This is a genomic window from Paenibacillus gansuensis, from assembly GCF_042684925.1.
Lineage (GTDB): Bacteria > Bacillota > Bacilli > Paenibacillales > DY6 > Paenibacillus_N > Paenibacillus_N gansuensis.
Window position 1 is genome coordinate 181213 of sequence record NZ_JBHUME010000011.1, and the last position, 18610, is coordinate 199822.

An 18610-nucleotide genomic window follows, 5' to 3' on the forward strand; every position below is an offset into this window, starting at 1 on the left:
TTGCGAGAGTTAGTGATATGTCGTAGCGCTAACTTCAAATGGATGGAGTGTTAGTGATATCACATATCACTAGATGGGGGCAGGCAACGTATAAGGTGTGAGAAATGGGCTAGTTGGTGCTTACTAAGAAAAAACCCCTTCCCGGCAAACCGAGAAGGGGTTAGTTCGTTCTATAGTTTGGAAACCAGCAGTGCTGCTTCCGCGCGAACGGCTGTACCTTGCGGTACGAAGGCGCCGTCGCCGCGGCCTTGAATGAAGCCGAGTTTGGCTGCTGCTGCAACGTAACCTTTCGCCCAGCCCGCTATACGTTCGGAGTCGGCAAAAGCAGGAGATGCGGAAAGATCCGCTTTACTGCCGCTGCTGAGTTCATAAGCTTTCACAAGCATCACGATGATTTCTTCACGTGTTACCTTTGCATCCGGAGCAAACTTGCCTTCCGCTTTGCCGGCAACCAAGCCGGCTTCCGCTGCGGCTGTCACTTCGTCTGCGTACCATTTATCAGTGGTAACATCAGTAAATTGGCTTGTCCCTGCAGCTTTCAGATTCAGCTTCCGTGTCAGGAAGGCCGCAAACTCGGCACGTGTCACTTGCTTGTTCGGCCCGAAGGCGTTCGCGCTGATCCCGCTGATTACTTGTTGTGCCGCCATTTTGGCAATAGCTTGTCCTGCCCAGTGTCCTGCCGGTACGTCAGTAAACGACTTACTGATTTCCAAAACGGCATACTTACTAAAGTGGCTGATCGATGCCGTTACCTTTCCATCTTTCGCCGTACTGCGGATGTACTCGACTTTGCCGTTATCCGCGATATGGTAGATGCCGGAAAGGTCCGCGTTCACTCCGGAAGCTTTATGAAACGTGAGTGTCAGAGGCTGGTCAAAATAGGTAAGCTTTTGTTCGCTGCCGTCTTTCTTGACAATGCCCAAAGCAAAATCGTAGATGTCACCCGCACGTTTCACCGCCGCTCCGGTTTGCTTACCAGCTTCGGATAACAGGGCTTGCGCCTTGCTTGCTTCCAGCTTATCGAAGCCGAACGAAATCTTCGCATCTTTCAAGTCCTCTGCAGAAACCAGGGATTTCAGCTTTTCCAGCACTTCCCCAGGAATCTGCATCCGGAACTGTTCGCTCTCCAGGCTTAGTACAATGCCTTTCGCCAACACGGCAGCACTAGCCGGTAGCAGTACTTTATTGTCGTCATTGCCTAGAGTAACGACAACCGTTCCTTGCTCATTTTTAAGGGAACTTTCGTCCACTACTTTCGTTCCAGGAGATCCCTGCTGAACTGGCGGAATCATGATGCCGCCAAACCCGCCGCCAGGGAACCCACCTCCAGGTGTACCGCCGCCCGGTGTACCGCCACCTGGTGTACCGCCGCCTGGCGTGCCATCACCCGGTGTTCCGTCGCCCGGAGTGCCATCACCTGGCGTGCCGTCGCCCGGTGTACCGTCATCCGGTGTGCCGAGCCCGGCTTTTGGGGTAACGTTGATCTTAGTCTGACGAGTTTCGTTCCCTGCCTTGTCCACCGCGGCTACATTTACACTATACCTTTGGTCGTTTGTAAGGCCCTCAATGTAGTAGGTTGTCTTTGTAACAGGCAATGCCGCCTTCAGGACGTCGTCTAGGTATACGCGATATTCTGCCAGGTCCGATTCCTGATTGGCATCCCAGCTGACAAAGATCGACGCATCATACGGAACAGCCTTAAAGTTGGCGGGTTTTTCCGGAGCGTACGGATCCCCGATGGCCAGCCTGTAGTCAATGTACTGGTTAATTAGTTGGTCAGAGGAGTTCATCAATTCTAAGTTAATAAATCCAAACATGTTTGTAGAAGAAGTAGTAATTTCATCGCCATCCGCATCATCGGACAGTTTTAAAGTGTAGTCCCTACCCTCTTCTAAATTTTGGGTAAAAGAGAAGGTCAACTGATCTTCGATCTGATCGAATTCCGATGGCAGCTCTACAGTTCCATCCGGATATACAAGTTCAAAGTCCTCCAGACTGATTGAATCCGAATCCAGCTCGTAGCCCTCAAGCGTCATTTGCAGCTTAAACCCGGCACCTACTGTAGAATAATCAGGAGAAAACGTTAGCAGCTCCTCACCCTTGCCAAATGCGTAGGAAGTAGGCTTATCACCCAGATTCAGCTTTACATTATGCATAAAATCCGGAGACTTGCTGGTTGCTTCCTCCGACTTGGCTGAATCGATCCCAAACAGGTCCACGGCGGACACACTATAGCTAAATACCTCGCCTTCCGGCACAGATATTACGGCGAATGGGTCAGAAGCATCGGTAACCTTCACCGGGTTTCCGTTGAGGTAAACCTTATACCCGGACACCCCTACCTGTTGAGCTTCTTTCCAAAAGAACATGAACTTCCCTGTCTGGTCGCCTTGATCGAACCAATGCAGTGTGAATTCATCCAATTCTGGTGCAGCAAGCTTATCTTGGTAAGCGTATCCATAATTCTTCACATCTAGATCCTGCGTTCGTTCGGTTCCGTCATTGATGCTGATTCGTTCCAGACCACGCCCTAAACCAATTCTCCCTTTCAGATCATAGCGGTAAACTCCATTGGCCTCTTGCTGCTTTAATAAGGGAGTTAAGTCGAAAGAATCGGTACCGCCGTAAACTCTCGCCGTAACATCTGAACTGTCCGAGTAAAATATACCTGAGACATCCCCTGTTGAAGAATCATAGTTAAACTTAAAATAGCTGGAAGCCGATGCCAGCAAAGGCAAGCATAAACTGCATACCATGAGCACCGCGAGCAAAAAGCTGATCTTTCTTATACCAAGCTTTTTCAAGCAAATTCCCTCCTAGAGAAATTATCTTTAATGCTCTTAATTCTAGGAGGGAGTTAACTTTCTTACAATGCATAGAAGGCACTAGAGGGCTTATCCTACTTTAGTGATACGTTTTGTATCATTGGCCTTACTCGAGTCCTGTATCATACCTATTAAAAACAGAAAAAGTCCCGCTGCTAAAGGAAAAGCAAAGTCGATATCAAAACCTAGATGGACCAAAAATACAGCTGCCAAAGGCAAGCAGAACCTGCTTTCTTTTGTTCGGAAACGCAGGGCCTGCATGACAGGAACGCCAACCGCGACGAGGAATGCGATGAGCCCCCATATGCCAATATCCAAAACTAACTGGATATAGTGATGATGGACATATTTTACAAAATACCCTTTTGGATGCACTGCCGCCCAGCCGCCCCCGCCGAGACCTTTGTACCACACCTGCAGCGCCATGTCCCAGCCGTCCTGCCAGTACACACGCCTTAGCTTCAGCTCTGGGGTATCCCAGCCCCAATCAAAAAGTCTGCTGCTGCCCCATTTTCCAGCAAGGAGGAATAACCCCGCTGCAGTGGCTGCCCCCCATACTCCCATAGCTGCAATACGTGCCCGTCCCCTTCAAATACAGGATCACATAAGCCAAAATCGCCAAAGCCGCCAGTGCCAGCACCATTTTGGATTGGGTCTGCAGCAGTCCCTCAGCTTACATAAAAATAAGCCTAATCACCCACCATCTTCGGGTCGAGAGCAGCTCCCGCACCCCTGCCGCGATGCCCACGGCAGCACAATAGCGAAATTCGTTACCATAACACAGTTACCCGGCAAGCTTTTACTATTAACGAAAATCCCCTATTGCCCAAACCTGACACAGCCACTTATAATGGACAAAATTACCTTTTTATCCAATACAAAACTGCCAATTGAGGAGGTGCACTTTGCTTCAAGCGTACTGGTATATCACCAAAATGAGAATGCTCACGAACCTCGCTTACCGGTTTGAGGTGTTTACGTCGGTGGGGACGAACATGATTTTGCTGGTGGCTTCGGTGTTTCTGTGGCGTTCGGCTTACGAAGGCATCGATCAGGTGCGTTCGACCAGTTTAACGGAGCTGGTGACGTACACGGTACTGGGGATTTTGCTGGCTTCGATCTTCGTCTGCGACGTCCAAAACACCATCTACTACAAAATCCGCGAAGGCCAGATCGTCACCGACTTCTACCGGCCGATTCCCCTGCTCGCCTCCTATCTCGCCGATGATCTTGGCAGCGCATTCAGCGCATTGCTGAACCGGGTAGTACCGCTTTTCGTCTTTGCCTCTCTCCTTTTCGGCCCGCCTCTTCCCGCATCCTGGAACCATTTGCTCCTGTTCATCCCGTGCTGTCTGTTGAGTTATGCAATTTTGTGGCTGCTTAGCGCAATTGTGGGGTTGGCGGCTTTTTGGGTGATGGAGCTCGGAAATTTGGGTATGGTCAAGGACAGCATCGTCCGGGTATTGTCGGGGAGCTTAGTGCCGCTGTGGTTTTTCCCTGAATGGATTCAAAACATTTCCGTCTACCTCCCCTTCCAGTACACCTATCAGGCGCCGCTCAGCATCTACATAGGTACGGTTTCGTTCCCAAAAGCGCTCCAGGGGATGGCCGTACAGTGCTTCTGGATCGTGCTGCTGTTCGGAATCCTGGCGTGGGCTTGGAAGCACACCAAATCCAAAACGCTGATCCAAGGAGGCTGAGCGCAAATGACTACGATGGTTAACCGTGTGAAACATTACAGCTCGGTCGCCGCCTGCTTCGCCCGCCTGGCCATTCAACGGCAGCTGGAGTATCCGCTGTTTCTGGTGAGCTGGCTGCTGATGATTCCGATTCAATATTTTTCGGGGATCTGGATGCTGCGGATTATAACGGACCGGTTTCAGGCGTTGAACGGCTGGGATTTCCCTGAGATTACCTTCATATATGGGTTGGGGCTGCTAAGTCATGGACTGCTGGTAGTGTTCTTCATCAATACTTGGCATATCGACCATATGGTGATTAACGGGGCTTTTGACCGGCTGCTGCTGCGGCCGATGAGCGTTTTTTTTCAATTGGTGGCGAGTTATGTGAACTTTATCGGGTTGGTGGATCTGATTCCGGGCTTTGTTATTTTTCTGTACGGATGCCATGCGGTCGGGTTCGAGTGGTCGGCGGCCAATATCGGGAAACTGGTGCTGATCGTGCTCGGCGGGCTGTTGATCCGGGCGGCTTTGTTTATCAGCTTGGGGACGATCGCTTTTTGGACCAAACGGAACGCTTCTACGGTCAGCCTCGCGCTGTCCACGCTGGAACGGGTAACGATGTATCCGTTGAGCCTCTACCCTTATCTGGTTCAAGTGCTGTTTACGTTCGTGGTGCCGCTGGGGTTCATCACCTTTTATCCGGCTGCGGGCATGTTGGGCAAAGAGACGGCATTCCGGCTGCCGCTGGAGCTCGCTTTGTGGACACCTGTGCTGGGCGCGCTGTGTTTCTGGGTATCGCTGCTTGTGTTTCGCTGGGGCATGACCAAATATGAGAGTTCGGGATCGTGAGGTGCGGTATGGCAGTCATTGAAGTCGATAATATCGTTAAGGAATATATGGTTGTGAAAAAAGAAGGCGGATTACGCGGCGCGGTGAAAGGTTTATTGTTCCCGGAGCGGCGCAAGGTGCGTGGCGTGGACGGGATCAGCTTCAAGATCGAGCCGGGGGAAATTGTCGGCTACATCGGGCCGAACGGCGCCGGGAAGAGCACGACGATTAAGATGCTCACCGGCATTTTGCACCCGACTTCGGGCTCGATCCGGGTCTGCGGCATTTCGCCGCAGGAGGACCGCAAAGCCGTGGTCGGCAAGCTCGGCGTTGTGTTCGGGCAGCGGACACAACTGTACTGGGACTTGCGGCTCGCGGAGTCGTTCGAGCTCCTGCGCCGGATCTATCAGGTCGACGAGTCGACCTACCGCGAGACTATGGCGACGCTCGAGCGCGTGCTCAAGCTCGGCGAGTTCATGGATACGCCAGTGCGGCAGCTGTCCCTCGGGCAGCGGATGCGCGGCGATCTGGCGGCGGCGATGCTGCATTCGCCGTCGGTGCTGTTCCTCGACGAGCCGACCATCGGGCTCGACGCCGAAGCGAAGCACGCGATCCGCGACTTCATCAAACAGATGAATCGCGAGCGCGGGCTGACGGTCATTCTGACCACGCACGACCTCGACGATGTCGAGCAGCTGTGCAGCCGCCTGGTGATCGTGAACCACGGCAAAGTCGTCGAAGACGGACCGATCGGTACGCTGATCGGCAAGCTGACCCCGAAGCGGCAGCTCGTTGTGGAACTCGAGCGGCCTTGCGCGGACATCGCCCACCCTGCGGCGGAAGTGCTGAAGCAGGAGGGGCTGAAGATCTGGTACCAGTTCGAAAAGCAGCGCATCACCGCTGCCGAACTGATCGCCGACCTGTCGCGGAAGCTCCCGATCCAGGACCTCAGCGTCAAGGAGCCTGATATTGAAGACGCGATCCGCGAGGTGTATAAGGCTAAGCCGGAGGAGGCTGGGGTCGTGGAAGCGACTGAGCCGGTGGCGGCGGTGTAATTGAAGTTAGGTAAATGTAGTGTCGGCGGCCTAGTGGCAGCAGTTTTGATAACCAATTTCCTTATTCTGTCGCGCAATTACCATAAATGAGGCTAAAGTGAGGCTCTCCGGCTGCCAACCGACAGTGAATTACCATAAAACGACACTTTTACGACCGGATATGGTAATTCGTTGTCGTTGCGGACGAAAATCCCAAAGAATGCGCCCAAATAAGGTAATCTGGCAGCAGATTAGCGAAATTCGTTACCATAAGTGCGGCTCGAGTGGCTCAGAGGCTCAAGCCCCCAAGGAACACCAAACAGCAATCCAACGGAAACAAAAAGAGGCTGCCCCGCTTATCCGCAAGGCAGCCCATTCACATAATACTCTTCCTCCCGATACACCGTGAACGCCACTTCCACTTCGGCGATCTCCTGAGACTGTACATGCTTGGTGATGCAAGCCGCCAAGCGGTCGCGGATCTCCTTCCCGCGCTCAAACCAGGCTACCTCGATGAACGGATATGTCTCCACCGTCCGCCCGCCGAACACGGATGTAACGTGGAACACGTCGATCGTAAAGTTGTCTTCTCCGCACTCGCAAATTTGCCCCATCTCCTGGACCAGATCCGTACTGACGGCAGCCATTTGCTCTGCGGATATTCCTCTGACTCTTAATTGAGGCAAAACTTGCACACTCCTCTTCTTCCCCGCGATAAATGATCGGACATGATTCCCCATTTTATCACGAGCTGCCGCAGATTTACTGCTTCTCCCTCAAAACTTCATACAAAGATAACTCAACGAACCGAACTCATAACTCCGGTGGATCACTTCCGGTTCATGATCCGGATCCCCGCTGCCAAACGCAATCAGAATCGGCACAAAATGCTCCGCCCGAGGCACCGCACGCCGCGCTTCCGGGGCACGCTCTTCATAGTGGAACAGATCATCCAGCTGCCTTTTTTGCATCCGGTCTACAATCCAATCGTCAAAAGCAACCGCCCATGGCTCCACCGCTGTGCTGCCCCAGTTCAAAATCCGCAGATTATGCACCGTCGCCCCGCTTCCGATAACGAGAATATCCTGCTCGCACAAGCCGCGCAAAGCCTCTCCGATCCGGTACTGCTGCTCCGCCGGCGCATAGGGATTGACTGACAGCTGAACAACCGGGATATCCGCATCCGGGAACAAGCGTGACAGCACAACCCAGGAGCCGTGGTCCAAACCCCGGTTTGTATTCTTCACATAATCGATCCCCGCAGCCTCAAACCGCTCCGCCACCACACTTGCAACCTCCGAGGAACCCCTTGCCGGGTAGACCACTTCGAACAGTTCCTTAGGGAACCCGCCGAAATCATAAATCGTCTCATATACCTCATCGGAAGAAGAAATCGCCGTTACTTCCGTCTCCCAATGGGCGCTGAACAGTACAATCGCCTTAGGCTTCAACGTCCTGCCATACTCCTGCAAAAACAACGCACATTCATTATCATCAATTGCCATCATCGGCGAACCGTGGGCGATAAATAAGGGAGAAATCATGGGGGTTGCCTCCTTCGCTTTTTACGCTTACTTTATGTAAGTAAGTTTATAGCAGTACCCTTTTGAAAGCAACAAACAAATTTTTTTGATCATCGGTGATCCAAATCCGTAACCCCTCCGTTCTACTACACGAGACGACATTAGACTATGAAAACCAAAACTATAGGAGAGTGAATTTGTATGAAAATGAAAAAGTTCATCGCACCAGTACTATCTCTATCTCTATTAGTTCCCACATTGGCTTACGCTGAAACGCCGCCTATGACGCGCGCCACCGTATCTACACCTGCAGCAGACCTGCGGGCGGGATTGGATTATCTGTTGTCGGAGCATTTTGTGCTGGCAGTAACAGCGATGACCAAAGCTTATGACGGTGCAAAAGACGCCCAAGCCGCATATGACGCGCTGGATCAAAACGCCTTGGATATGCAGCCTGCGATCGCATCGCTTTACGGCGAGGCCGGTGCGGCAGAGTTCAACCGGATCTTCAGAGCACACAATAAATATACGGACGATTTAGTGAAAGCAATGAAAGCCAAAGATGCCGAAGGAATCAAAAAAGCGCAAGCTCAAGTGGACGGATTCATTACTGAATTCGGAGCATTCCTGGGTACGGCTACGGGCGGCAAACTGCCGGCTAAAGCAGCGCAAGATGCGGTGAGACTACATGAACAGCAGGTACAGGAGACATTTGACGAGTACGTGGAAGGTGATTTTAAAGGAGCATACGATACGTTCCGCGAAGGCTTCAAAACGATGTTTACGATCAGCAAAGCCTTATCCGGTGCCATCACGACACAAATGCCGGAGAAATTCATGAATACGAAAGCAGACACCAAAGCAGCGGACCTGCGCTCCACACTGAACAGCCTGGTTTCCGAGCATGTGGCCCTTTCCGTTTTGGAAATGCAGAAGCAGTATGACGGGGCCAAAGATTATAACGCCCTCATCGAAGCTGAAAAAGGAAACACTGCCGACTTTAAAGGTGCGATCCAATCCATTTACGGCCAAGCGGGCGCGGACCAATTCGAAAAAATATGGGTAACGAACCACATCGCAGCCCAAAGCGACCTGGCGGAAGCAGCTAAAAAAGGCGATGCGGCAGCCAAAGAGCAGATCATGAAGCGAATCGACATGTTCTCTACGGAATTCGGCGCATTTTTGGGTACGGCGACTGCCGAGAACCTGCCTACCAAAGCGGCCCAAGATGCCCTTCGCACGCACGAGATGCAGATTCAGGGCGCTCTAGATAAATATGCAGCAGGCGATTATACAGCAGCTTACAAAACGTTCCGCGAAGCCTACAAATTCGTATTCGGCGTAGGTCAAAACCTGGGCGGCGCGATCGTAGCACAGTTCAACGACAAGTTCCAGGACGCGCCAATGATGCCGTCGAATCCCGGCACACCGTCCACTCCGGCTCCTGGCATGGCGACCGTTTGGATGAAAATCAACAGCAAGACCCTGAAAATTAACGGCAAGACTACCATGATGGATACCACTCCATTCATCTGGAGCAACACGACGTACATCCCGCTGCGTTACCTTGCTGAGGGCATCGGCGCCAACGTAAGCTGGGACGGCAAAAACACCGTCTGGGTCAAAGCCGGCAGCGACACGCTGACGTTCTGGATCGGTGCGGACTACATGGAAGTGAACGGCATGAAGAAACAAATCGGCACCAAGCTGATCGCCGACAAAAACGGCCGTGCTGCTGTTCCTCTCCGCTTCATCACCGAGCTGCTGGGCTGGGACGTGAACTGGAACACGAAGGACTGGTCTGTGAAGTTGACTAAGGCGATGTAGGTTTAGCAGATAAAGAGGGGGCTGTCCCAAAAGGTATTTATACCTTTGGGGGCAGCCCCCTTTCCTTCCCGTCTCCATTTGGTAAAGCCACATTTTGCTTAATTTAGGACATCAATAATAAGGTCCAATCATATTTTCGGCTTATCTTTATCTAAGGAACGCAAAGCATGCTTCTTAATGAATTTTTTCACATAATCCCAGTTTTCTTTATCTCGCAATAGCTTCGCTTCCCTTGCCAGTCCATCAATTAGGTCTTTGTTCTCTCTATTCTTTAGGTCCTCTATAATCCATCTAATGTTCTCAAATTTGACACTGGGAATCAGATAGCATTCAGCAAAATATCTAAAATATATGTGAACTTCATAAGGGTAGGTACGTTTTAAAGACTCTTCTGCTGTCATTTGAAATCCGCCCAAGTCAGGTCCACAGACAAGATCGCCTTGTGGCGCAGCGCGTAGCCGGAACGAACTTTGGTCGCTGCTTCGGGTTTACGGAAGCACACCATGTCCTGATAGTAGCCGAAATCGCGGCAGACTTGGGGGCGGACGGAATGGATGCCGCAGCGGTCGTTAGTTTGATCGAAAAAAATACACGTTCCCGGAAACCTCAGCTGGCTCTGGAGCTCCTGCTTTTGCTTGGCGGGCATGGTTTTTACTTTTTTGCGGATGGCTGTAATCTCTTGCTCCGTCACCGGCACCGGCCCGCAACATAGCCCCCTGCAGCCTTGACACGGAAGGGTCATTGTCGTTCCTCCATTGATTGAGTTCAGTGGTATCGTACCTTTTTCGGGATACTGGGTCAACAAGGGATGTTGGATCTGGGGAGTCTCTGAATGTAGGACGACATTGGATGAGATTTGGTTACTGGGCGGGGAAACTTCGGAGTTAATAAATGAGCAGCTGCTCTAACGAATAGTAGACACGCTATTTTGCCAAAATTGGGGCTTTTGCCGGGCTAACGAATCGTAGACGTCTTATTGGGTCTTAAGGAGTGTGGAAACTGTGTTTTTAGCGAAAATAAGGTGTGCTGAGTTCGTTAGAATCTCCATGTGCTGGTTTTTGGGCAAATAAGGTGTGCTGGGTTCGTTAGGTGGAAGTTGGTGCGCGAGATGGCGGTCGGAGTGGCAGGAATGTTTGGACTGGGCTCATTTACAGAAAAAAAACCGCTCACCTGTTGCAGGCAAGCGGTCAGTGGAGGTTACTCTTCCTTCGGCTTCACGATGATGTTCGTCGGGTCGTGGCGTTTCATCATCTGTTTTCGCTGTTTGCGGATATCCTTGGATTCGAAAACGATGTCCATGTCATAATCGCCCTCAGGGTAAAGCTTCTCCTTGCTGATGTAAAGGGAGAGGCGTTTGTGGTTGATTTTGACGCGCTCCTTTTGGATGAGGAGCGGTACGTCGCCTTTGGCATCGGGCGGTCCGCATACGATGCCGGTCCGCTTCAGCGAGTGAACCCACACGCAGTCGCCGGTGCTGAACGGCGTCTGCAGCGGCTCCTGCCGCTTGGGCGCTGAGGGGCGAGGCGGCTTGAGGGCTGCGCCGGAGGCGGGCTCGGGCGGGGCGGCCGGGTTCAGAGCCGCCTCGAGCGAGATCCGCGGCCCGCGGGCGGCCAGGGGGCCGGCGGAGCCGGGGGCGCCGGGCGATGCAGCGCCAGTGACGGGGCCAGCGAGGCCGGGGGCCGGGGCACCTGGCGCTGACGGGCCGGCCAATGGCAGGCCGCCCTCGGCTGGCGGCGTGGCAACGGCGACGTCTGTGCTCGCGCCAAGGCCCCGGCCGCCGCCGTCGCGGGCTGCTGCTGCGTCCGGCACAACGGCCGAGCCAGGATCGGAGCCGGAACCGGGCGTCGCCAGCCCGCTGCCGACAGCTGCGCTGCCAAGGCTCGCACCCGTACCCGAGCCCGCGTCCAGCGCCCCGTAGGTGATCTCGTTCGCCCGGGCGATCAGCCGCGGCTCGATGCCTAGCTGCTGCGCGATTTGGAAGGCGTAGCTGCTGCCGGCCTGGCCGATCGTGAGCCGGTACAGCGGCCGCAGCGACACCGGGTCGAACTGCATGCTCGCGTTCTCGAAGCCCGGAGCGGCCTCTGCGAAGCGCTTGATCTCGTTAAAGTGCGTTGTTGCCATCAACGTTGCTCCGCGCCGCTTCAATTCCTCAAGCACCGCGATCGACAGCCCGATGCCCTCGCCCGGGTCGGTGCCGGAGGCCAGCTCGTCAAGCAGCACCAGTGTCGAAGGGCCCGCACAGCGCAAAATATGAATCACATTCTTAATGTGAGACGAGAACGTACTTAAAGACTGTTCCAAGCTCTGTCCGTCCCCGATGTCGGCTAGAATGTTTGTATACAGAGCAAACGTACTCCCCTCGCCCACCGGAACCGGCAGTCCGGACTGCACCATCATCGTCAGCAGTCCAACGGTTTTCAGCGTGACGGTCTTACCTCCCGTATTCGGCCCCGTAATAATCAAGGCCGTGTACCCCTCGCCGATCTCAAAATCGAGCGGCACCGTCCCGCTCCCCAGCAGCGGATGCCGCCCGCTGCGGATCCGTGTCACTCCGTCCGTGTTCAGCTCCACGGACCTTCCGTCGATCGACCGGGCATACTTCGCCTTCGCGAAGAGAAAATCATAATGCCCGATCGTCTCCAGGTTCACCCCCAGCTCGTGCCGGTGCTCCTCGACCGTGTCGGTGAGCAGGCCGAGTACCTTCATCTCTTCCGCCGCCTCGCTCGCGCGGAGATCGTTCAGCTCATACGTCAGCGCGCCGATATCCGACGGTTCTACGAACACCGTCTGCCCGCTTGACGATTCATCCAGTACCGCGCCATGGATCATTTTGCGGTACTCTTTCTTCACCGGCAGCACATACCTGCCGCCTCGCATGCTGATGATCACCTCTTGCAGATAGCTGCGGTACTTAAGCATCGTACCTTCCAGCTTCTTCTTGATCCGCTCCTCGGCGATCCCGATCTTCTTGCGCACCTTGCCCAGCTCGGCGCTTGCCTGATCCGCGATGCCCCCGTTCCGCAGGCACCGCTCAATTTCACTGCGCACCGCCTTCAGGTCGTACAGCGACTGCGCATAAGAAGCTACCCCGGGCGCCGCATCCGCCCGTTTCGCCATGAACCGCTTCAGCTGCTCGGTACTCTCGAGCAGCTTCGCCACGGCCAGCAGCTGCTCCACGGTGAGCAGCAGCCCTTTTCCCATGCCGTTCATCACCGGCTGGATCCCTTCCAAAGACGGCACCGGCACACTCGCGCCGTGCCGGATCACCTCCATCGCCTCCGCTGCCTCGTCCAGCAGCCGGCGCACCGCCCGCTCCTCCGTCAGCGGCTGCATCCGCTCGATGTGCCCCTTCCCTAAATAACTCATGGCGAAATCCATGATTCTTTCTTTCACTTTCCCGTATTCCAATGCTTTCGCTGCATCAAAATTCATCGCCTTAACTCCTGCCCTTCTATTTTCAGTTTTCTTTTCGGCTTACTGGCATTTCTGTTTTCTCACTTGATTTCTGCTTATTTTCAACCTGCTGCTAACCTGCTTTCCACTCGCACACGTTGTTTCTCGCACCATTCCCCGCCGCCTTTTTTCCCAAAAAAACGCAAAAAAGCAGAAGCTGAACAAAACGTTCATCTTCTGCCTCAATCCGGATACAGCCATGCGAACAGACTACAGCTGCCTCAGCTGCTCTGCTCCCTGCTGCACCGCCCCTCCGGACACAAAAAACCCTGCTCGTAAGAGCAAGGTTCTATTCACCGGATGCGTATAAATCGGCGTAGGAATCCCTATGTTCTTAACTATAATTTCCGGTCAGTGCTCCAGAAGCAGACGAAACCCACCATCTCCTGCGCTCCACTCTCATTCTTTATGAACGAGTCAGGCTCCGCGGACAGACGGGTAGTGTCCCTCTTTTTGAACACACAACCGCTATGAAATTAATTTAGTTAAGAACGACCCTGGACATAAAATTTCCTCCTACGTGCGAGTTACTCTTATCATATGCAATGTTGCGGCACAAAGTCAAAGGGAACGAACTGCTATAATCATTTTTTCCATCAAAAGGGGTACCGCCGCTCGTTGACATTCACTAGACAAAAACATATTATGTCTATATATTAATCAACTTACTGAGGAAGTGTTTGTTTAATGGACCTTACAGAACGCTTTTGGAACGCCTCCTTAACCGAAATGAAACAGGGGTATGTCCAGGAACAGCATCACTATATTTGTCTGCTTTGCGGGCAATCCTACGAAGACGGTATCATTTATCCGGAAAACGGTGTGCTGTACCAGGCTTCCAAGTACATCCGCGTGCATGTGGAGAAGGCGCATCAATCCGTGTTTCACTATCTCATCCAAATGGACAAAAAGCTCACCGGGCTCACCGAACACCAGAATGCCCTGCTCCGCCAGTTTTATGAAGGTAAAAGCGACGCGGAAGTCCAAAAGGAACTCGGTATCGGGAGCGCCTCGACGATCCGGAACCACCGTTTTGCCCTGAAGGAAAAAGAACGCCAATCCAAAGTATTTCTGGCTCTCATGGACCTGCTCAAGGACAACGACAGGCATGCGCCCGCGATGGTCGATGTGCCGAAGACCGCCCGCATGGTGGACGAACGCTATAATCTGACGCGCAAAGAGTACGATGAGGCGATCGCGAAATATTTTCCGCAGGGGACGGACGGGCCGCTTACCACCTTTCACATTCAAGAGAAGTACAAACTGGTGGTGCTGCGGGAGCTGGCTTCGAAATTCGAGCCGGGACGGACATACACGGAGAAAGAGATTAACGAGGTGCTGAAGGCGCGGTATGCGGATTTTGTCACCCTTCGGAGGTACCTGATTGAATACGGATTTATGGACCGCAAGCCGGACGGCAGCGAATATTGGATACAGGCTTAGCCCGTGAGGCGGCCGCTGAGAGGAGAAACGACTATGAACCGCACGAACAACCGAAGAAAAGAGCTGCAGGAACAGTATAAAGAAATCAAGACCGAGGCGGGCATCTACCAGATCCGGAACACACGCAACGGCAAAATATTTCTCAACACCACCCGCAACCTCCGTTCCCTGAACGGCGTCCAAATGCAGCTGAACATGAAAACGCACATGAACAAGGAGCTGCAACAGGATCTTCAGGAGTTCGGGAGCGAGGTTTTTGACCTCACTGTGCTGGAGGTGCTGAAGGAGAGCGACAACCCTTTCATCGACGAAAAAGACGAGCTGAAGAAGCTCGAAGACAAATGGCTTGAGCAGCTGCAGCCTTACGGGGAGAAGGGGTATCATAAGAAAAAAGACGGGGAGTAAGCGCAGCGGAATAACTACAAAAGGAGCTGCCCGATACTGCGCATTTCGTACCCCTCTATTCGAAAGTCACCCTAATTTTGTCCCTTCCACGCACCCCGATGATTTATGGAAACCAACTTCCCTATTCTGCTGCCGGATTACCTTACATCCGGAAAAATGGCGGCTTTGCGGAGAACATCGACCGCGTTTTTCCTTATCGTGCACACCTGGCATCAGATTAAGGAAAAACGCGGTTGAAGTTTCTTTAGAACCCCTCAAATTCACGCTAACGAAGGTAATGGGACAACACAACAAAGAAATGGATTTCCATAAGGAATCGATCAGGACTAGAAGCAAGGCGGATTGGAAATTGTACACTATATAGGAAACGGGGTGCAGCGCCTGCCGCTGATATCTCATGTGTTAGATATAAACGAGATCGCCCCGCCCACTCTACACCTGCACCCGATACAGCCTCCGGTACGCCGAGGGGCTCATTTGTTTGTGCTTGGTGAACACGCGGCTTAAGTAGAAGCCGTTCTCGTAGCCGCAGTCGGCGGCAATCCGGTCCAGCGTCCAGTCGCTTTCCAGCAAAAGCCGCCCCGCCCGCTCGATCCGCAGCGATGTGACGTACTGCACCGGCGTGACGCCGAACTCCTGGTGGAACCGGCGTGCCAGCTGGACCGGGCTCAGCCCCAACTCGGCGGCCAACTCCTTAATGAGCCGCTTGTCGTAGGCGTGCTTTTCCAGCCATTGCGCGGCTTTTTGCATGATCGGGTCCTTTGCTGCTGCCACCCGGGCGTCCTCCTCCCGCGCCGTCTCCCTCATCGCCATCAGCCATACATCCGCTAAAAAGTGCTGCAGCCAGGCGGTCGGCGTTTGCGCTTCGGGTCCGGTTAAGCCGATTTTGGCATATTCGTAAGTGGACAATAATCTTGCCCTGTCCTTCAGTGTTACTTTGACGGGTAGCCGCGGCGGTTCGCCTTCCCACACCAGTTCGCAATAGTGAAAGGTTAGTGGCTCCAGTACTTCCCTGTAAAACACGGTTCCGGGCGGGCACCACACCACATCCCCAAATCCCGCCGTCCCCTCTTCCTCCCCGATTTGGTACAAGAAGCGCCCTTCTTCCACCGCAAAAACCACCCAACTGTCATACCGATCCTGGGCCAGCTCAAACGTCTCTTTTCGGATCCAATACCGGTGCATGGTACAGACGGGCACAGGATAGCTGCTGTTTTTTCCGCTCATAGCGCCACCTTTTTTGTGAAATAAAGTATATGGTAAATCGTAATTCATTGCATGGAAAAAGTAAATCACTCTTCCTATACTGTAATTATAGATATGGAAGAGGTGATGGTAATGAGACAGGAAATCGTAACTTCAGATATTACCGTAATCGGCGGCGGGCTTGCCGGCGTCTGTGCGGCGATTGCGGCGGCAAGGCTGGGGCAGACCGTTTCCCTGGTGCAGAACAGGCCTGTCCTCGGCGGCAATTCCAGCAGTGAAGTGAGGGTATGGGTGTGCGGCGCGACGTCCCACGGGGTCAACCGGTATGCGCGGGAAACGGGGATTATGGGCGAGCTTTTTGTGGAAAATCAGTACCGCAACCCGGACGGCAATCCATATCTTTGGGACCTGGTTGTGCTCGAAGCGGTTCGGGCGGAGGCGAATATCCAGCTGTTCCTGAACACAGATGTACATGAGGTCGATGCTTCCGGCAGCGAAACCGAGCGCACGATCCGCTCCTTGACCGGTTGGATGATGGGGTCTGAACGAAGGATTCGTTTTGAAAGCGATGTCTTTCTGGATTGCACCGGGGACGGTCTGGTCGGATTCCTTGCAGGGGCGCGCCACCGGATCGGCCGGGAGGCCCGCCATGAGTTCAATGAAGACTGGGCGCCGGAAGTGCCGGACAGCATTACGCTGGGGAGTACCATTTTGTTTTATACCAAAGACGCCGGGCATCCGGTGAAGTTTATTCCGCCTTCTTTTGCACGGGATATTACGCAAACGACGATTCCGATGAAGCGCGTCATCCGCAGCGGCGACTCGGGCTGCCACTACTGGTGGATCGAATGGGGCGGCGAGTTGGATACGGTGCACGAGAACGAGCGGATCCGCGACGAGCTGTGGGCGGCGATTTACGGGATTTGGGACTATATCAAAAACTCCGGCAACTTCGACGCCGACAACATGACGCTGGAGTGGGTCGGCACCATCCCGGGCAAAAGGGAATACCGCCGCTTCGAAGGGGACTACGTTCTGAACCAAAACGATATTTTGGCGCAGCGTGAATTCGAAGACCGCGTCGCATTCGGCGGCTGGTCCATCGACTTGCATCCGCCGCAAGGCATGTACGCGGGAGAAAGCGGCTCGAAGCACTTGTTCGCGGACGGGATTTATCATATTCCGTTCCGCTCGCTGTACTCGGTGAACGTCTCAAACCTGCTGTTCGCGGGGCGGAACATTAGCGCCAGCCATGTCGCCTTCGGTACGACGCGCGTAATGGCGACCTGCGCTGTCATCGGCGAAGCGGCCGGCACGGGGGCAGCCTTGTGCGTGCAAAAGCAGGTGACGCCGCGTGAACTCGGGCGCGGGCATCTGGAGGCGCTGCAGCAGACCTTACTGCGCCAGGATGCTTCGGTCATCGGGCTCGCGCTGCGGGAGGAAGCAAATCTGGCGAGGCGGGCATCGGTTTCCGCCTCGAGCTGGCGCCGTACGCTTACCGTGGAAACCCCGGTTCATGAGCATAAGCTGACAAGAGATTACGGGCTAATTGTGCCGATTACCCGGGGATTGTCGGGGTTGGATCTGTTGGTGGATGCGGATCGGGTAAGTACATTAGAGGTAGAAATTTGGTCTACAGGCCGGAAGGAAAACTATGTGCCGCACACGCTGGAAGCAAGCGGGTCAGCCGTAGTAGGCACCGGCGAAAAGCAGTGGGTTTCCGTGCCGGTAGAGTGGGTTGTCGAAGAGGCACAAAATGCGTTTGTGGTGATCAAGGCGAAAGAAGGATTAACTATTTATTCTTCCGACGAGCCTGTCACAGGAGTGCTCTCGTTCTTGAAGGGCGACCGCCAAATCGTTTCCAAAGACTTCGGCGACCAGCAGCCCGACCAGCCGGTGGCGCAATGGACGATGAAACCGCTGGCCCGCCAAACCATCTGCTTCCGCCTGCACGGCGAGACCGAGGTATTTACGCCAGACAAAGCGGTTGACGGCTATTTACGGCCTTATGGCGGCCCGCATCTATGGGTGTCCGAACCGTTCGACGGCGGGAATGCACAGCCATGGATTGAGCTGTCTTGGCAGGAGCCGGTGCAGGTGAGTACGGTTCAGGTCATTTTTAACGATGACGTCAATGAGGATTTAATTAACTTGCATCATCATCGGACGGATTTTGAGGTGATTCCCGAGCTGGTTCGAAACTACCGGCTGGAAGCTTGGACCGGGGACAGCTGGAAGGCCATTGCAGGCGAGGAAAACAACCGTCGGCGGAAACAGGTGCATACCCTGCCGGAACCAGTGTCCACCATTCGTTTGCGCCTGGTTGTGGAGTCGACGAACGGCAGTGCTTGCGCGGAGGTTGTGGAGGTACAGGTGTATTGAGG

15 protein-coding genes are annotated in these 18610 nt (G+C 53.8%); 7 read left to right on the forward strand and 8 right to left on the reverse strand.

Annotated elements, in window-relative coordinates; translation table 11 throughout:
• Positions 1 to 170 precede the first annotated feature (170 nt).
• Together ACFSUF_RS18140 and ACFSUF_RS18145 are read right to left on the reverse strand one after the other, a co-directional pair.
• The gene (locus tag ACFSUF_RS18140) at positions 171 to 2804 is read right to left on the reverse strand and encodes an S-layer homology domain-containing protein (protein ID WP_377605078.1); all 2634 of its coding nucleotides are present in this window, start codon (positions 2802 to 2804) and stop codon (positions 171 to 173) included.
• Positions 2805 to 2894: 90 nt separating this feature from the next.
• Positions 2895 to 3251: a hypothetical protein gene (locus ACFSUF_RS18145; RefSeq protein ID WP_377605080.1), complete on the reverse strand. Its 357-nt coding sequence runs from the start codon at positions 3249 to 3251 to the stop codon at positions 2895 to 2897.
• Positions 3252 to 3730: 479 nt separating this feature from the next.
• Here ACFSUF_RS18145 and ACFSUF_RS18150 point away from each other — a divergent pair, with 479 nt between their 5' ends.
• From ACFSUF_RS18150 to ACFSUF_RS18160, 3 genes are read left to right on the forward strand one after another with little or no spacing between them, the layout of a single operon-like run.
• Positions 3731 to 4525, forward strand: coding sequence for an ABC transporter permease (locus tag ACFSUF_RS18150; RefSeq protein ID WP_377605082.1), 795 nt, complete (start codon positions 3731 to 3733; stop codon positions 4523 to 4525).
• Between the two features lie 6 nt (positions 4526 to 4531).
• Positions 4532 to 5356, forward strand: a complete 825-nt coding sequence (locus tag ACFSUF_RS18155; protein ID WP_377605084.1) for an ABC transporter permease — start codon at positions 4532 to 4534, stop codon at positions 5354 to 5356.
• A gap of 8 nt (positions 5357 to 5364) precedes the next feature.
• Positions 5365 to 6390, forward strand: a complete 1026-nt coding sequence (locus tag ACFSUF_RS18160) for an ABC transporter ATP-binding protein (RefSeq protein WP_377605086.1) — start codon at positions 5365 to 5367, stop codon at positions 6388 to 6390.
• A gap of 335 nt (positions 6391 to 6725) precedes the next feature.
• On the opposite strand, the gene ACFSUF_RS18165 is transcribed toward ACFSUF_RS18160, so the two are convergent.
• Positions 6726 to 7055: a DUF1904 family protein gene (locus ACFSUF_RS18165; protein WP_377605088.1), complete on the reverse strand. Its 330-nt coding sequence runs from the start codon at positions 7053 to 7055 to the stop codon at positions 6726 to 6728.
• A 90-nt stretch (positions 7056 to 7145) separates the two neighbouring features.
• Positions 7146 to 7913: a DODA-type extradiol aromatic ring-opening family dioxygenase gene (locus ACFSUF_RS18170; protein WP_377605091.1), complete on the reverse strand. Its 768-nt coding sequence runs from the start codon at positions 7911 to 7913 to the stop codon at positions 7146 to 7148.
• Between the two features lie 180 nt (positions 7914 to 8093).
• On the opposite strand from ACFSUF_RS18170, the gene ACFSUF_RS18175 reads away from it, so the two are divergent.
• Positions 8094 to 9719, forward strand: a complete 1626-nt coding sequence (locus ACFSUF_RS18175) for a copper amine oxidase N-terminal domain-containing protein (RefSeq protein WP_377605093.1) — start codon at positions 8094 to 8096, stop codon at positions 9717 to 9719.
• Positions 9720 to 9847: 128 nt separating this feature from the next.
• Here the strand turns inward: ACFSUF_RS18175 and ACFSUF_RS18180 are convergent, their stop codons facing one another.
• The 3 genes from ACFSUF_RS18180 to ACFSUF_RS18190 all read right to left on the reverse strand — a co-directional run bounded on the left by ACFSUF_RS18180 (position 9848) and on the right by ACFSUF_RS18190 (position 13151).
• Positions 9848 to 10120 carry a hypothetical protein gene (locus tag ACFSUF_RS18180; RefSeq protein WP_377605095.1) on the reverse strand — a complete coding sequence of 91 codons (273 nt, stop codon included), beginning with the start codon at positions 10118 to 10120 and terminating at the stop codon, positions 9848 to 9850.
• Positions 10117 to 10461 carry a YkgJ family cysteine cluster protein gene (locus ACFSUF_RS18185; RefSeq protein ID WP_377605097.1) on the reverse strand — a complete coding sequence of 115 codons (345 nt, stop codon included), beginning with the start codon at positions 10459 to 10461 and terminating at the stop codon, positions 10117 to 10119. The genes ACFSUF_RS18180 and ACFSUF_RS18185 overlap by 4 nt, the downstream gene beginning before the upstream one ends.
• A gap of 455 nt (positions 10462 to 10916) precedes the next feature.
• Positions 10917 to 13151, reverse strand: a complete 2235-nt coding sequence (locus tag ACFSUF_RS18190) for an endonuclease MutS2 (RefSeq protein ID WP_377605100.1) — start codon at positions 13149 to 13151, stop codon at positions 10917 to 10919.
• Between the two features lie 708 nt (positions 13152 to 13859).
• On the opposite strand from ACFSUF_RS18190, the gene ACFSUF_RS18195 reads away from it, so the two are divergent.
• Together ACFSUF_RS18195 and ACFSUF_RS18200 are read left to right on the forward strand one after the other, a co-directional pair.
• A complete protein-coding gene (locus ACFSUF_RS18195; protein WP_377605102.1) occupies positions 13860 to 14615 on the forward strand; it encodes a DUF2087 domain-containing protein in 756 nt (251 codons plus the stop codon).
• A 33-nt stretch (positions 14616 to 14648) separates the two neighbouring features.
• Complete coding sequence (locus ACFSUF_RS18200) at positions 14649 to 15020, forward strand: GIY-YIG nuclease family protein (protein WP_377605104.1); 372 nt, start codon at positions 14649 to 14651, stop codon at positions 15018 to 15020.
• A gap of 432 nt (positions 15021 to 15452) precedes the next feature.
• On the opposite strand, the gene ACFSUF_RS18205 is transcribed toward ACFSUF_RS18200, so the two are convergent.
• A complete protein-coding gene (locus ACFSUF_RS18205; protein ID WP_377605106.1) occupies positions 15453 to 16247 on the reverse strand; it encodes an AraC family transcriptional regulator in 795 nt (264 codons plus the stop codon).
• A gap of 111 nt (positions 16248 to 16358) precedes the next feature.
• On the opposite strand from ACFSUF_RS18205, the gene ACFSUF_RS18210 reads away from it, so the two are divergent.
• A complete protein-coding gene (locus ACFSUF_RS18210; RefSeq protein ID WP_377605108.1) occupies positions 16359 to 18608 on the forward strand; it encodes an FAD-dependent oxidoreductase in 2250 nt (749 codons plus the stop codon).
• The last annotated feature ends 2 nt before the right edge of the window (positions 18609 to 18610 follow it).